Origin of the sequence: Actinocorallia populi (assembly GCF_002995495.1) — a bacterium.
Classification (GTDB): Bacteria; Actinomycetota; Actinomycetes; order Streptosporangiales; family Streptosporangiaceae; genus Actinocorallia; species Actinocorallia populi.
Window position 1 is genome coordinate 26,101 of sequence record NZ_PVZV01000006.1, and the last position, 13,967, is coordinate 40,067.

Annotated in this window: 13 protein-coding genes; 4 read left to right on the forward strand and 9 right to left on the reverse strand. The window is 74.3% G+C overall.

Features of this window, described 5'->3' with window-relative positions:
* The first annotated feature begins 43 nt into the window (after positions 1-43).
* Entirely contained in the window at positions 44-814 is a 771-nt protein-coding gene (locus C2865_RS23560) for a thioesterase II family protein (protein WP_106400739.1), read from the forward strand.
* Here C2865_RS23560 and C2865_RS23565 read toward each other — a convergent pair.
* The 4 genes from C2865_RS23565 to C2865_RS23580 are packed head-to-tail and all read right to left on the reverse strand — an operon-like array spanning position 769 to position 5,658.
* A complete protein-coding gene (locus C2865_RS23565; RefSeq protein ID WP_106400740.1) occupies positions 769-1,533 on the reverse strand; it encodes a class I SAM-dependent methyltransferase in 765 nt (254 codons plus the stop codon). The genes C2865_RS23560 and C2865_RS23565 overlap by 46 nt on opposite strands.
* 15 nt (positions 1,534-1,548) lie before the next feature.
* Positions 1,549-2,592: a saccharopine dehydrogenase NADP-binding domain-containing protein gene (locus C2865_RS23570; RefSeq protein ID WP_106400741.1), complete on the reverse strand. Its 1,044-nt coding sequence runs from the start codon at positions 2,590-2,592 to the stop codon at positions 1,549-1,551.
* Complete coding sequence (locus C2865_RS23575) at positions 2,589-4,541, reverse strand: condensation domain-containing protein (protein WP_106400742.1); 1,953 nt, start codon at positions 4,539-4,541, stop codon at positions 2,589-2,591. The genes C2865_RS23570 and C2865_RS23575 overlap by 4 nt, the downstream gene beginning before the upstream one ends.
* Positions 4,542-4,557: 16 nt before the next feature.
* On the reverse strand, positions 4,558-5,658 hold the full coding sequence (locus C2865_RS23580) for a class I SAM-dependent methyltransferase (RefSeq protein WP_157963895.1): 1,101 nt from the start codon (positions 5,656-5,658) through the stop codon (positions 4,558-4,560).
* 356 nt (positions 5,659-6,014) lie between these two features.
* Here C2865_RS23580 and C2865_RS23585 point away from each other — a divergent pair, with 356 nt between their 5' ends.
* Together C2865_RS23585 and C2865_RS23590 are read left to right on the forward strand one after the other, a co-directional pair.
* A complete protein-coding gene (locus C2865_RS23585) occupies positions 6,015-6,401 on the forward strand; it encodes an SCO5389 family protein (RefSeq protein ID WP_106400744.1) in 387 nt (128 codons plus the stop codon).
* Positions 6,402-7,177: 776 nt separating this feature from the next.
* Entirely contained in the window at positions 7,178-7,483 is a 306-nt protein-coding gene (locus tag C2865_RS23590; RefSeq protein WP_106400745.1) for a hypothetical protein, read from the forward strand.
* Between the two features lie 54 nt (positions 7,484-7,537).
* On the opposite strand, the gene C2865_RS23595 is transcribed toward C2865_RS23590, so the two are convergent.
* Positions 7,538-9,523 carry a heavy metal translocating P-type ATPase gene (locus C2865_RS23595; RefSeq protein ID WP_106400746.1) on the reverse strand — a complete coding sequence of 662 codons (1,986 nt, stop codon included), beginning with the start codon at positions 9,521-9,523 and terminating at the stop codon, positions 7,538-7,540.
* 106 nt (positions 9,524-9,629) lie between these two features.
* On the opposite strand from C2865_RS23595, the gene C2865_RS23600 reads away from it, so the two are divergent.
* On the forward strand, positions 9,630-10,034 hold the full coding sequence (locus tag C2865_RS23600; protein ID WP_106400747.1) for an ArsR/SmtB family transcription factor: 405 nt from the start codon (positions 9,630-9,632) through the stop codon (positions 10,032-10,034).
* Between the two features lie 12 nt (positions 10,035-10,046).
* Here the strand turns inward: C2865_RS23600 and C2865_RS23605 are convergent, their stop codons facing one another.
* The 4 genes from C2865_RS23605 to C2865_RS23620 are packed head-to-tail and all read right to left on the reverse strand — an operon-like array spanning position 10,047 to position 13,823.
* Positions 10,047-10,871: an ABC transporter ATP-binding protein gene (locus tag C2865_RS23605; RefSeq protein WP_106400748.1), complete on the reverse strand. Its 825-nt coding sequence runs from the start codon at positions 10,869-10,871 to the stop codon at positions 10,047-10,049.
* A complete protein-coding gene (locus C2865_RS23610; protein ID WP_157963896.1) occupies positions 10,868-11,851 on the reverse strand; it encodes a FecCD family ABC transporter permease in 984 nt (327 codons plus the stop codon). Before C2865_RS23610 ends, C2865_RS23605 begins: the two co-directional genes overlap by 4 nt.
* On the reverse strand, positions 11,848-12,855 hold the full coding sequence (locus C2865_RS23615) for an iron chelate uptake ABC transporter family permease subunit (protein WP_198653557.1): 1,008 nt from the start codon (positions 12,853-12,855) through the stop codon (positions 11,848-11,850). The genes C2865_RS23610 and C2865_RS23615 overlap by 4 nt, the downstream gene beginning before the upstream one ends.
* Positions 12,852-13,823, reverse strand: a complete 972-nt coding sequence (locus C2865_RS23620) for an ABC transporter substrate-binding protein (protein ID WP_106400750.1) — start codon at positions 13,821-13,823, stop codon at positions 12,852-12,854. The genes C2865_RS23615 and C2865_RS23620 overlap by 4 nt, the downstream gene beginning before the upstream one ends.
* Positions 13,824-13,967 lie beyond the last annotated feature (144 nt).

Below are 13,967 nucleotides of genomic sequence, written 5' to 3' on the forward strand. Positions count from 1 at the left end.
CCTCATCCCCTTCTGTTCACTCCGCGATTGACGGGAGCCTGTCTTGTCCGCTGAATTCGGTCCTTGGCTGCGCTGCTTCACCCCCAGGCCGCGGGCACGGCTGCGGCTGGTGTGCCTGCCGCACGGCGGCGGCGGCGCGGCCGCCTACGCGGGCTGGGGCGACCTGGCCCCCGACGTCGAGGTGCTGGCCGTCTGCTACCCCGGCCGGGAGGACCGGCTCGGCGAGCCCTTCCCGGCCGACCTGCACACGCTCGTCGCCGAACTGGCGGACGCGCTGAAGCCGCTGGCCGACCGGCCGTACGCGCTGTTCGGGCACAGCATGGGCGCGACGATCGCCTACGAGCTGGCCCGCGTCCTCCCCCGGCCCGAGCACCTGGTGGCGTCGGGCCGGGAGGCCCCGCAGGACGAGCGGGGCGGGACCGTCCACCTGCGCGACGAGGCGGGCCTGCTGGAGGAGGTCTCCCGGCTGGGCGGCACCGCGTCCGAGGTGCTCGCCGACCCCGCGCTGCGCACGATGATCCTGCGCTGCCTGCGCGAGGACTACCGGCTCATCGAGACCTACCGGCCCCGCCAGGCGCCGCCGCTGGACTGCCCCGTCTCGGTGTTCGTCGGCGACGCGGACCCCGACCTGACCGCCGCGCAGGCGGCCAGGTGGCGGCGCGTCACCTCCGGGAGGACCCGGCTGAGGGTCTTCCCCGGCGACCACTTCTACCTGGTGCCGCAACGCCGCGCCGTCCTGGCCGCGCTGCGCGAGGCGCTGGCCCGGCCTCAGGACCGGCGCCAGGCCTGGACGCCCTCGGCCGGGTCCTCCTGACGGGTGAACCCGGCCCCGGTCAGCTCGGCGGCCAGCCGCTCGTCGGAGACCACGTGGCAGTCGAACTCCGCGGTCTCCGACAGCAGCAGCTCCTCGCCCTCCCAGGTGCGGTAGGTCATGATCCAGCGGATGAGGTCCTCGCCGGCCACCTCGGCGCGCGAGACGGTGTCGTAGCGGCGGCGCCCCAGGGTGCGGCCGGGGACCTCCGAGGCGGGCACGGCCACGGCGGTCTGCGGGTACTGCGTCTCCAGGAGCAGCAGCCCTCCGGGGCGCAGGGCCTCGCCCCACTTGCGCCACAGCTTCGCCCTCTCCCGAGGGCCGAAGTGCATGACGAGGTTGAACAGGACCACCGCGTCGCACGGGGTGTCCAGCTCGGCCTCCAGCGCGCCTTCGGGCAGCACGGTGACGCGCGCGGCGTCCCCGGGCAGCGCGGCCAGGCGGGTGGCGAGGGCGGCGCGCATGATCCGGGCCGGTTCGACGGCGAAGACCTCCGCCTCGGAGCCGAGCAGCCGGGCGATCACCTCGGTGAACTGGCCGGTGCCCGGACCGAGTTCCGCGACTGCGCGGGCACCCGGCAGGACCGCGCGCAGCGCCCCCGCCAGGGTGTCGCGGACCACCGACGGGAAGATCAGGTCGTAGTAGGGGGCGTTGACCACGTACCCCGGGTCCTCCTGGGCGCGGGAGGCCTCGAAGGCGGGGGCGGTCGTGGTGTCGGTCATGGGTCGGCCTTCCGTTCAGAGCAGTTCGACATCGGTCACGAGGGGGTCGCCGGACAGGCGGTCGAGCACGGCCGCCGGGTCCAGGACGTCGGCGGCCAGATGGGCGCCGGGTTTGACGCGGCCGTGCAGGATCTCCTCGGCGGCGATCGCGGCGACGACCCCGCTCAGCGCGTAGGAGTCGGGGGTGCGCAGGGTCAGGCGCCGGGGTCCGGGTGACGCCGGGGCGCGGGGCACGGCCTGGAACAGCAGCGTGTAGTACGGGCCGGTGGCCGCCAGGTCGTCCTCAGCGGCCGCGACCACGGCGGGCACGTGCCGTTCCAGCGGCCCGCCGTCGGCCCAGGCCTCGGCGAGGGCCCGGGGGATGCTCTCGGTGACGTAGACGGTGTAGTTGCGCAGCTCGCCGACCTGCAGCTCGGTGGCCAGCGCGTCCATCTCGGCCGACAGGAACGGCCAGGCGTGCACCTTCCCCCGGAAGCCGGGGAGGGCGACCTTCTGCAGCGGGGCCAGCGGCATGGTCTCCTTCCCGCGCCGCCCGACGAGCGGGGTCCCGAAGCCCGGCCCCCGGGTGAGCAGGGCGTCGACCGCCGACAACTCCCCGATCCTGGCGGCACCGCCGACATAGCAGTCCAGCCGCGTCAGCGGCCGGGTGGCCAGCAGCCTGGGCAGCAGCCCCGACAGGCCGGGCATCAGCCCTGCGGAGAAGACCGAGACCGACTCGCCGAGATCGACCACGGGTTCCCCGCGCAATGCTTCGAGCGCCGCGAAGTCGCCCGCGGCATCGACGTAGTGTGCTCCGGCCGCCGCCGCGGCGCGGGCCACCAGATCGAGCACCTGATAGGAGGGCCCCGCGCAGTTGACGACGACCTCGCACCCGTCACAGAACGCCGCGAGGCTCTCGGGGTCGTGCAGGTCGACCCGCACGGGGCGGGCCGTCTCCGTTGGGCAGACCGCCGCGGCACGCTCCAGGTCCCGTCCCCCGACGCGCAGCTCGTACCGGCCGGCGAGCCTGTCCACGACGACCCGTCCCACGGTCCCCGCGCCGCCGAGCACCCCGATCACAGGGCGGGGGCTTCCGCGCGGGCGCGGACGGCGGCGGCCAGTCCTGCGACGGTCGGCGCGTCCAGGAACTCCCGGACGGTGGGCACGGCTCCGGTGTGCCTGGCCAGGCGGGCGAGGGCGCGGACCGCCAGGAGGGAGTCCCCGCCAAGGGTGAAGAACCCGGCGGCGCGGTCCAGGACGGGCACGCCCAGCAGCTCCTCCCACAGGTCGCAGATCTGCTGCTCGAGCTCGTCGGCGGGCGGGCCGGAGGCCGGGGCGTCGGCGCTTTCGGGCAGGCGGGCGAGGGTGAGCGCGGTGCTCTCCGGGGCGTCCGAGGTCATGGGGAGTTCGGGGACCAGGTCCCAGCCGGGCCCGTCGGCCAGGGACTCGACCAGGGCGACCAGATCGGCGAAGGCGGCGTCCACCTGGTCGCTCTCGAAGAGCTCCTCCACCAGGGAGAAGACGACGGCCATGCGGTCGCGCAGCTCGTAGAACCGCACCTCCAAGGCCACCTGCGGGGTGCGGAGCTGGTGGTGGAAGTCGGCGAAGTCGACGTCGCCCAGCGGACCCGCCGACTCGGTGTGCGCCGCGCCGACAGCGGCGTCCATGCCCAGGGTGCTCTGGAAGACGACGGGCCCGACGGGGCGGGTGGTGCCGCGGTCGCGGGCCAGCTCCCGGGAGACCTCCACGCCCGAGACGAGGTTGTGGGAGGCGCTGTCGGTGAGGTCGCGGTGCACGCCTCGGGCCAGCTCGGCGAACGTACGCCCCTCGGGGAGGTCGACGGGCAGCAGCATCGTCGAGGCGAACGCGCCGATGACCCGGTGGATGTCGGGATGCAGCGGCAGGCGGTTGAGCTGGAGGGAGTTCAGCAGCATCCGGCGGTGGCCCGCCCAGCGGGCCAGGGCGACGCCGAAGGCGGTGAGCATGGCCGCGGAAGGAGTGACGTCGTGGGCGGCGCACCGGCCGCGCAGCGCCTCCCACCGTTCGGGGGACAGGTGGGTCTCGCGGGTGCCCATCAGCGTCGGGCGCACGTCCCGGGGATCGGCGCGCAGCGGCAGGGCGGGGGGAGTGGGGGCGTTCCGGAGGCGGTCGCGCCACCAGTCGCGGTCGGCGGTCCACGGTTCGGTGTCCCGCAACCGGCCCAGGGCGGTCACGTAGTCCCCGAAGTCGATCTCAAGCGGGGCCAGGACGGCGTTCCAGTCGGCGGCCAGGGCGAGCAGCTCGCGGTTGAGCAGGGTGGCCGACCATCCGTCCAGGGTGAGCAGGTTCATCGCGGTGTGCAGCCGGGCGCGTCCCCCGGGCAGGAGGCTCAGCCGCACGTCCAGGCCAGGTCCGGACATCGGGTTCGGGCCGGTCGTGCTCATCTCATGCCGGACGCCCGCCAGGACGTCTTCGATCTCCTGCTCCTCGGCCTTGCGCAGGTCGTGGATCTGCGGCTCGGGAATCGCGCCCGGGGCGTCGGGGGGCAGCACGTGCTGGGCTCCCTCGGGGGTGACCCGGGCGCGCAGTGCGGGCTGGTGCAGGGCCAGCCGCTGGAGGGCGTCGGCCAGCGCCTCGGGAGCCTCCTCGCCGTCGACGCCGGTGAGCCCGACGTCGCCGTAGAAGTGCGCGGAGTCGTAGGACAGCTCCCAGCCGTCGTGCTGCCCGACGAAGTAGCCCTGCTGGAGGGACATGAGCGGGAACGGCGCGAGCGGGTCCGGGCGGCGTTCGACCTCCACCGGCAGCGCCCGCGCCGCGCCGCCGGACTCCGCGCGCCAGGCGACCAGGTCGGCCAGCCCGTCCAGGGTGATCTCGACCGTCACGTCCGAGAGGGCCAGCTCCACCGCCAGCCGCTTGCGGACCAGGGCCGACATCCGCACCGCCAGCACCGAGTCGCCGCCCAGGCGCAGGAAGCTGGTGTCGCGGGGGATGGTCGCGGGATCGAGGTCGAGGAGCTCGCCCCAGATCTCGCTCAGCTCGGTCTGTGTCATCAGATACTCCGTTTCGTCAGCGGTGTGCCAGGAGCAGGAACTGGGAGAAGGCCGCCAGCGGGTGGCCGGGGTGCGGCAGGTCCAGCGCGGGCCGCAACCCCGCCGCCGTGAGGGCGGCGAGCCATTCCTCCCGGGTGAGGTAGGTGCGGTGGGTCCCCGCCCGCTGGTCGCGGCGCTCCGTCCGCCCCGACAGCAGGAACGGCATGGAGGCCAGCGACTGGTGGTGCTCGTGCCCGGTTTCGACGAGCAGCAGCGCGCCTCCGGGGGCGAGGAGGTCCCTGATCCGGCCCAGGAGGTCTCCCACGTGGGAGGCGTTGTGCGCGGCGTTCACCGCGACCACCAGGTCGAACGGGTCCGCGCCGCACCGCGCGGCGAGGTCGGCGTCGAGGTCCACGACCTCGTAGCGCAGGAACGGGTGCGGGAAGCGGGTGCGCGCGTGCTCCAGGAAGAACGGCGACAGGTCGGTGAACAGGTACTCCGAGGTGTGGCCGTCCAGGACCGGCAGGAGGTCGGCGGTCAGGGAACCCGTTCCCGCGCCGAGTTCCAGGATCCGGGTGCGGCCGAGGTCGCGGACGGTGCGCGCGGCGGCGGCGTTGAGGTAGAGGTTGATGAGGTTGTCCCGGTAGGCCGCCTCGGCCACGCCCAGATCCCCATCGGGGAAGAGCAGCGCCTGCGCGCTCACCTCGTCGCGCAGCAGCCCGGACAAGTGCCGCAGCGAGTCCAGCAGGTAGCGGGTGAGTTCCGGCGGATATCCCAAGGTGCGGCGCGCTTCGTCAATGGCTTTCCGCGCTTCCACCAGTTCCGCCCTGCGGTGGCGGCGCGGTGCGAGCCCCTCGCCGGCGAGTGCGGCGAGCCAGTGGCCGGGAATCCACGCGTGCCGGGGCGCCGTCTGGAGGATCCGGGCGGCTTCCGCGGCGTCGCAGGATCTTGGGAGCCGTTCGCCCAGGTGGGCGGCGATGCCCGTCAGCACCGCCAGGTCGAGCCGTCTGACCTGCTCGGGGATCCGGTCGAGCGGAACGCCGCCGAGGGCGGCGAGTCCGGCGCCGTGCGCGGCGCGGGCCGTCGCGTGCCCGGTTTCGGCGTGCGGCGCGGTCACCGTCCGGGCCCGCTCGTCCACGGGCGCGGTGCCGAAGCGGTCCGGCGCCGGTGGACGCCGTGCTCCGTCGGTCCTCCGCGGGGGGCGGTTGCGTATACCAAGATCTCCGACATGCGTTAATGATAATCATTTTCGATTTACTGGGGAAGCTCTGGGTTTGCGGGGGAGTGCGGGGATCGCTGGGAATCACGCACTTCGTGTCGCGCGGGCACGAGAGGGCGCCCCGTACTTCGGGGGTTCGCGGTTCCGTCTGGTGACGTCCGGGCTCGATCATGCCATAGTAGTGATAACGGTTTTCATTTCACTTCGGCGATGGGGACCGTCCGAACGGGCCCTGCCCCAGACCCTGAGATCCGCGCACCGACCGGGAGGAACCCATGTCCTTGACCGTGCCCACCGACCTTCTCGCCGCCGCGGAACGCGGCGAGGTGGACGACGCCGCCTTCCTCGACTGCATCGCCGCCTCGCTTCCCTACGCCTGGGAGACGGTCACCGCTCTCGCCGGCCGCCTCGCCGAGAGCGGGGCCGACCTGGCCGACAACCGGGTGCCGCCGCCGGACGAGTCCTCGCGCGGCCAGCTGCTGCGCCTGGTGGCCAGCGACGCCATGCGCGCCGCCGTCGAACGGCACTTCGGCGTCCGCCTCGCCTTCCAGAACTGCCACCGCGTCGCCCTGTTCCGTCCCGAGGCGACCGAATCCCACCGGCGGTTCGTCAGCCCCCGCGCCCAGCTGCTGAACCAGAGCCCCGAGTTCGTCGACTGCTGATCCCGCCTTCGTCCGGAACCTCCGGACGACACCGGCCTCACCCGGCCACCACGCTCTGCGGACCGTGAGCCGTCAGCGGTACCCGCAGAGCGGCCGCCTGCGGAAGGCGTACGGGCGACGGGACGGGTGAGGCCCGCGGGCGGCGGGACCGCGGGGCCGAGGGAAGGGGCCACCGGCCCCGCGGTCCCGTCCCGGCGGCCGCCATGCGCCGACGTCGAGTGCACTCCGTCCGGCCCGTGCCTTCGGCACCGTCCTCATCTGGCCACACAGCCGCCGTATTCCGGCCCGTGGGCCCGCAGGGCCTCATGAACAACTGCCGCTTCGGTGCCGCCACCCGGATCTTCACGTGTGGAACAGGCCGTCCAAGGCGTTCTGCGAGGCGTCCTTCGGCTGAGACTTCTGTGTGTTGAGCCGCGACGGGCACGTCCCGCCGGGTGCCGAGCTTCACGGTGAACGACCGCGGTGCGTGCAGCCCGAGCCGCATCCGCGAGGTGCCCGCCTGGCCCTGCTCCGCCCGCCCCGCCGAGGGCGAGACCACGCATGCCCGCTCACCGCGGGAGCCCGTCCGCATGCGCACGAACCCGTAGGGACCAGTCGTTCTCCTCGGCATGGATGAGCAACTACAAGTGTAATAATATTGCCGCGCGGCGGAGGGGCCGGTGCGGGATCCGGGCGTCTGGCGGAGGCGGCGAAGGGCGGTTTGGCTTATTGGGGTGTCATGGGGGGCGCTCTGACCGGATGATGACTGAGGGGGAGAAGTCCTGAGGAGATCGCAGATGGAAGACCCGGGGGCAGGCGAGCAGTCCATGCTCTGGCTCGCGACCCAGGTGACCGAGGTCGAAGCACTGTTCGCCCTCGCGCTCACCGCACCCACCCTTCTCACCGAACGCCGTGCGCTCGGTGAGCTGTCCGAGGCGGCCGAAAGGCTCGCCTTCTACGCGCGCCACACCGCAGGGGGAATGCCGTTGCGCCGCACCCCGGGCATCCGCGTCGCGCCCGGCAGCGCCCGCGCCAGGCGCAGGGCCGCGATCGCCCGGCGGGGTGCCGACCTGATCGTCATGTGGGCGACCCGCCGCCCCTGACCTCCGCCCGGCCGTCCGCCCCGCTCCGGCGGCGGACGGCCGGGCCCGGCGGGCTTACCCCGGATGTCCTCCGGTGTGGCGGTCCCAGGCCGACCGGCGCAGCAGCCGCAGGCCGTTGAGGGCGACGAGGATGGTCGAGCCCTCGTGCCCGGCGACGCCCAGCGGCAGCGGCAGGTCACCGAACAGGTCCCAGGCGACCAGGACGGTGATGAACGTCCCGGCGATGACGAGGTTCTGCACGACGAGGCGGCGGGCGGCGCGGGCCAGGCCGATGACGGCGGGGATCGCGGCGAGCTCGTCGCGTACGGCGACGGCGTCGGCGGTCTCCAGGGCGAGGTCGGATCCGGCCTGCCCCATGGCGATGCCGGTGTGGGCGGCGGCCAAGGCGGGCGCGTCGTTGATGCCGTCCCCGACGACCAGCACCTTGTGCCCCCGCCCTGACAGTTCGCGGACGGCGGCGACCTTGTCGGCGGGCAGCAGCCCGGCGCGTACGTCGGTGATGCCGACGTCGGCGGCCAGGCGGCGCGCCGCGGCCGGGCCGTCGCCGGTCAGCAGGATCGGTGCGCGCCCGGTCAGCGGGGTGAGGGCCGCGACGGCGTCGGCCGCGTCCGGGCGCAGGGCGTCGGCGACTCCCAGGAGCCCGACCGGTTTCCCGTCGGCGAGGACCACCACCACGGTACGACCGCCGGCCTGCAGTTCTTCGGCCGACTTCCGGGCCGCGGCCGTGCGCGGACCGTCGTCGGCGAGCAGCCGGACAGGCGCGCCGACCTCGACGGTCCGCCCGTCCACGGTGGCCCGGACGCCCACCCCCGGGACCGCCGAGAAGCCGGTCGCCTGCGCGACGGGCAGGGACCGCTCGCGGGCGGCGCCGACGATCGCGCGGGCCAGCGGATGCTCGCTGGAGTACTCGGCCGCCGCCGCGAGCGCGACCAGTTCGTCCTCGCTCGCCGAGCCGTCCCGCGCGCCGGGGCCGGGCAGCGGCCGGATCTCCGCGAGCCGGGGAGTGCCGCGGGTGAGGGTGCCGGTCTTGTCCAGGGCGACCGCGTCGATCTGGGCGAGGCGCTCCATCACCACCGCGGACTTGACCAGCATGCCGTTGCGTCCCGCGGTGGCGATCGCCGACAGCAGCGGGGGCATGGTGGCCAGCACCACCGCGCACGGCGACGCCACGATCATGAACGTCATCGCCCGCAGCAGCGCCTCCTCCACCGGGACGCCGAAGGCCAGTGGCACGAGGAACAGCGCCAGGGTCGCGGCGACCATGACGACCGAATAGCGCTGCTCCACCTTCTCGACGAACAGCTGCGTGGGCGCCTTGGTCGCCGACGCCTCCTCGACCATCCGGACGATCCGGGCGAGCACCGAGTCCGCCGGGTCCCGTTCGACGCGCACCGTCAGCACGCCGGTCCCGTTGACGGTCCCGGCGAACACCTCGTCCCCGGCCTGTCTGGTGACCGGCAGCGGCTCACCGGTGATCATGGCCTGGTCGACCTCGCTCGCCCCCGCGAGGACCCGGCCGTCGGCCGGAAGCCGTTCGCCCGGCCGCACCAGCACCCGTTCCCCCGCCGCCAGCGCCTCGGCGGGGACCGTCTCCTCGCCGTCGGCGAGCAGCCGCGTCGCGGTGGCGGGCGCCAGGTCCAGCAGGCCGCGCACGGAGTCCGCGGTCCGCGCGGTCGCCACCGCCTCCAGCGCCCCCGAGGTGGCGAAGATCACGATGAGCAGGGCCCCGTCCAGCACCTGCCCGATCGCCGCCGCGCCCAGCGCGGCCACGACCATGAGCAGGTCCACGTCCAGCGTCCGCTCCCGCAGCGCCTTCAGCCCGGCCCAGCCCGGCTCCCACCCGCCGGCCGCGTAGACCGCGGCGTACAGCGGCCCCCACAGCCACACCGGGCCGCCCAGCAGGTCCGCCGGCAGGGCGGCCAGGAACAGCCCGAGCGCGGCCAGCGCCCACCGGACCTCGGGCAGCGCCAGCATCCGGGTGCGGCCGGACGCCGCCGGGAACGTGCGGCCGGGCGGGGCCTCGAGCGTGGTCGAAGACATGGTCGTGTGTTCCTTCGCGAGTGACGGCGGTTGTTGTCCGCCAAGCTACAGGAAAGCATGAACAATCATTCAACTATTCATTCTCATGTCTCCCTAGGATGGGGGCATGGGCCACGGAGCAGCACCCCCCGAAGACGGCGGAACGCCGCGCGCACGGCTGTCCCCGCAGACCGCGCAGAAGGTCGCCACGACCCTGCAGGCCCTCGCCACCCCGTCCCGCCTGCTGATCCTCGCCCACCTGCGCGAAGGCCCCTGCCCCGCGACCGAGCTCGCCGAAGCCGTCGGCATGGAGCAGTCCGCCTGCTCCCACCAGCTGCGGCTCCTGCGCAACCTCGGCCTGGTCACCGGCACGCGCCAGGGCCGCCACATCGTCTACGCCCTGCACGACGACCACGTCGCCGCGCTCCTCGACCAGGCCCTCTACCACGTCGAGCACCTCAACCTCGGCCTCGCCGACACCCCGGCCCGCCAGGCGCTCCCCGACCGGGAGGAGCCCGCCCCCGCCGGCTGAGCCCGACCGCTTTCATCCGCCGGACGGCGCGGAGCTCCGGGTCGGGCCTCCGGTCGGGAGGGGGGCGTCGGGGATGCAGCGGGGATGGTGGCGCACCTCGTCGATGACGACCCTCCCGGCGACTCCGAAGACCTCGCTCAGCAGGTCCGGGGTGAGCACGGCGGACGGGGGGCCGTCGGCGTGGACCGCGCCCCGGTGGAGGGCGACGATGCGGTCGGTGAAGCGCGCGGCGTGGTCGAGCTCGTGGAGGACGGTGACGACGGTCAGCCCGCGGGCGGCGCGCAGTTCCCGGACGAGTTCGAGGACCTCGAGCTGGTGCCGGATGTCGAGGTGCGCGGTGGGCTCGTCGAGGAAGAGGATGTCGGCCTCCTGGGCGAGCGCGAGGGCGAGGCGGGCGCGCTGCCTCTCGCCGCCGGACAGGGTGTCGAGGACGCGATCGGCGAGACCGGTGAGGCCGGTGAGGGCGAGGGCCTCCTCGGTGGCCGGGTCGTGTCCGGGGGCGCGGAGCATGCCGAGGGGGCCCTGGCCGGGGTAGCGGCCCTGGTGGACGAGCTGCCGGACGGTGAGGCCGGGCACCGGGGGCAGCGCCTGGTGCATGACGGCGATACGGCGGGCGATCTGCCTGCGGGACATCCGGGCCAGGGGGCGCCCGTCGAGCTCGACGGTGCCGGAGCCGGGGGGCAGGACGCCGGAGAGCAGCCTGAGGAGCGTGCTCTTGCCGCTGCCGTTGACCCCGACCAGCGCGACCGACTCGCCTTTCTCGACGGTCAGGTCGATCCCGGCGAGGAGGGGGCGGCCGCCGTGTCCGAAGCTCAGGCCGAGGGTTCTCAGGCTCACGGGTTCTTCTCCCTGTAGACGATGGCGACGAGGACCGCGGCTCCGGCCAGCGCGGTGATGACGCCGGCCGGCAGGCCGAGGCGGTGGCCGAGCTCGGTCCCGGCGATGAGGCGGGTGAGGACCTGGGCGGCGGCGTCCGCTCCGACGAGGGCCACGGCTCCGAGCAGCGCGGCCGCGGGAACGTGGCCGCCGGGACCACCGGTGAGGCGCCGTGCGGCGTGCGGGACGACCAGCCCGACGAAGGCGATGGCTCCGGCGAGGCTCGCCGCGCACGCGATGAGGGCGACGGCGATGCCGAGGACCGCCAGGCGGGCGCGCCGCGGCGCCAGCCCGAGGGAGGCGGCGTGCTGGTCGCCGCCCTGCAGGAGGGTGGTGACGGCGGTCGCCGCCCACGCGACGCAGAGCCACAGGGGGATCCACCAGACGGCGATGACCAGGTGGTCCCAGACCCGGCCCTCGACGGATCCGACGAGCCAGCGCAGGACGTTGCCGAACCGGCCGGGCTGGTAGGCGAGCAGCAGCGTGACGAGCCCGCCCATGAGCGCCGATCCGAGCAGGCCCGCGATGACCGCGCGGCCCGGTCCGCCGCCCGCGGAGAGCAGCCAGGTCACCGCCCCGCCCAGGACGCCGCCGAGGAGCGCGGCGCCCAGCCCGCCGAGCGCGGAGTCCGGGGAGACCAGTCCGAAGGTGGTGGCGGCGAGCACGCCCAGGACCGCTCCGGGGTTGACGGCGGTGAGCTCGGGGGCGGCCAGCTGGTTGCGCAGCGAGGTCTGGAGGAGGTGCCCGGCGACGCCGAGCGCCGCGCCCGCGAGCGCCGCGGTGACGAGCCGGGGCAGGCCGAGCTCCCACAGGATCCGCTCGTCCAGCGTCGCCGGGCGGCCGTCGGCGACCGCGAGGAGGTCGCCGGGCCCGGCGCCCCCGGCGCCCAGATGCAGGAGGGCGGTCAGCACCACGAGGAGGAGGACGAGCACTCTGGTCACCGGGCGCCTCCGCGCAGGAGGGCGGCTCCGGCGAGGACGCCGACGAGCACGGTCCAGGCGCCGAGCGGCGTCTCGACGGGGGCGAGGGCCAGCCGGGCCACCTGGTCGGCGGCCGTGGTGATCACCGCGCCGAGGACGGCGGTCCAGAGCATCCAGGTGCGGGCGTCGCCGTCCGGCCGCACCCGGCGGGCCAGGAGCGGCGCGACGAACCCGACCCAGGCGATCGGGCCGCAGGGCCCGGTGACCGCGCCGACCAGGAGCGCCGCGACGGCCAGGACCCCGGTGCGCGCGGCGCCGACGCCGACGCCGAGGGAGGTCGCCGCCTCGTCCCCGAGGCGGAGCAGCCCGAGCGCGGGGAGCGTCAGCAGGACGAGGGGGACGGCCAGGGCGAACCACGGCAGCGTCCGGGAGACCTGGTCCCACAGGATGCCGTTGAGGCTGCCGACGAGGTAGCGGAAGAGCAGGTCGTACTGGAGCCGGTCGGCCGTCGCCATGATCGCGAAGAGGAGCGCCTGGACGGCCGCGGTGACGGCGGATCCGATGAGCAGGACCCCGCCCGCGGTGCGGGCCGCGCGGGCGGCGGCCAGGGTGAGCGCCCCGCCTGCGGCGGCGCCCGCGAGCCCGACGAGCGGGTGGAGCGCGGGGGAGACGGGCAGCGCCCAGACGACGCAGGCGGCGACGGCGACGGCCGCGCCGGAGGAGACGCCGAGGAGTTCGGGGACGGCGAGCGGGTTGCGCAGCGCCTCCTGGAGCAGCAGCCCGGCCACGGCGACGGCGGCGCCGCCCAGCAGCCCGAGCAGGAGCCGGGGCAGGCGCAGCTCCCAGAGCACCACGTACTCCAGGGAGGCGTGGTCGTTCAGGACGGCCGGGATCCGCTGCGGCGCGATCACCGGGGTGCCCAGGCACAGGCCGGACAGGACCAGCAGCACCAGTGCGGCGGCCGGAAGGGCGAGACGGAGCGGGGGCACGGCCCGGCCGTGCCCCCTGACGAGCGAGGAGGTCACCCGGCGGCCTTGGCCAGGGCTTCTTCGAGGATGATGCCGAACGCGCGGGTACCGCGGCCGGACGCCCACAACGCGGGCTGAACCTCGTAGACCCTGCCCGCGGCGACCGCCGGGATGCGCTTCCAGACGGGGTTGTCGCGGTAGGTCTCGGTGACGGGCTTGGAGTCGCCGAACGAGAACGACTGCACGAAGAGCACCTGCGGCGCCTTGGCCAGGATCTCCTCGAGGCTGTAGGCCTGCGCGGTCTCGAACCCGCCGCCCTTGCCGGGCCACGGGTAGTCGAAGTACTGCGACAGGAAGTTCCCGAGCACGTCCTCGGTGGTGTTGACGCCGATGGACCCGCCGCCGTACATGGCCAGGACGGTCCTGTCCTTCAGCCCGGCGGCCTTGGACTTGACGGCCCCGTCGGAGAGCTTGGCACGGAAGACGTTCTCGGCCTTCGCCTGCTGCTCGCCGCGGCCGGTCAGGGCGGCGACGTTGCGGAGGTAGCCGATGGAGTCCTCATAGGACTTCACCCGGACGTTCCACAGCGGTGCGAACTTCTCCACCGCGGGGGCCAGGCCCTCGTGCACGTCGGCCAGGCCGATCACGAGGTCGGGCTTCGCCTTGGCGATGGCGGCGACGTCCTCACCGCCGAAGCTGCCGGGGATGACGGGCACGTCCGCCCCGGCGGAGCCGAGGTAGTCGGGCCGGGTCAGCAGTTCGGGGGTGGTCGTGCCGACGGGGACCAGGCCGAGTTCGACGAGTATGTCGTCGCAGATCCCGGTCAGGCAGACGATCCGCTCCGGCGCCTTCTTCAGTGTGAGGGTCGCACCGGTGGGGTCGGTGACGGTCAGGGACGCGGCCACCGCAGTGGCGGAGGCCGCCGGGGCCGCCGGTGCGGAGGCGGCCGGCGTCCTGGCCTCCGAGCCGCCGCACCCGCTGACGGCGAGCGCGAGGAGCGCGGTCGCGGCGAGCAGCCTTCTCATCAGCGGCCCGCCTTGCCGGTGCGGGCGGCCGTGCCGCGATAAAGCGCCGTGAAGCGCATCAGGCCTCCAGAAAAGTGATCATGTCGGTTCATGGACGCGATAATGACTATCATTATCATTATCTGCGTACCAAGGCGGGGTTGC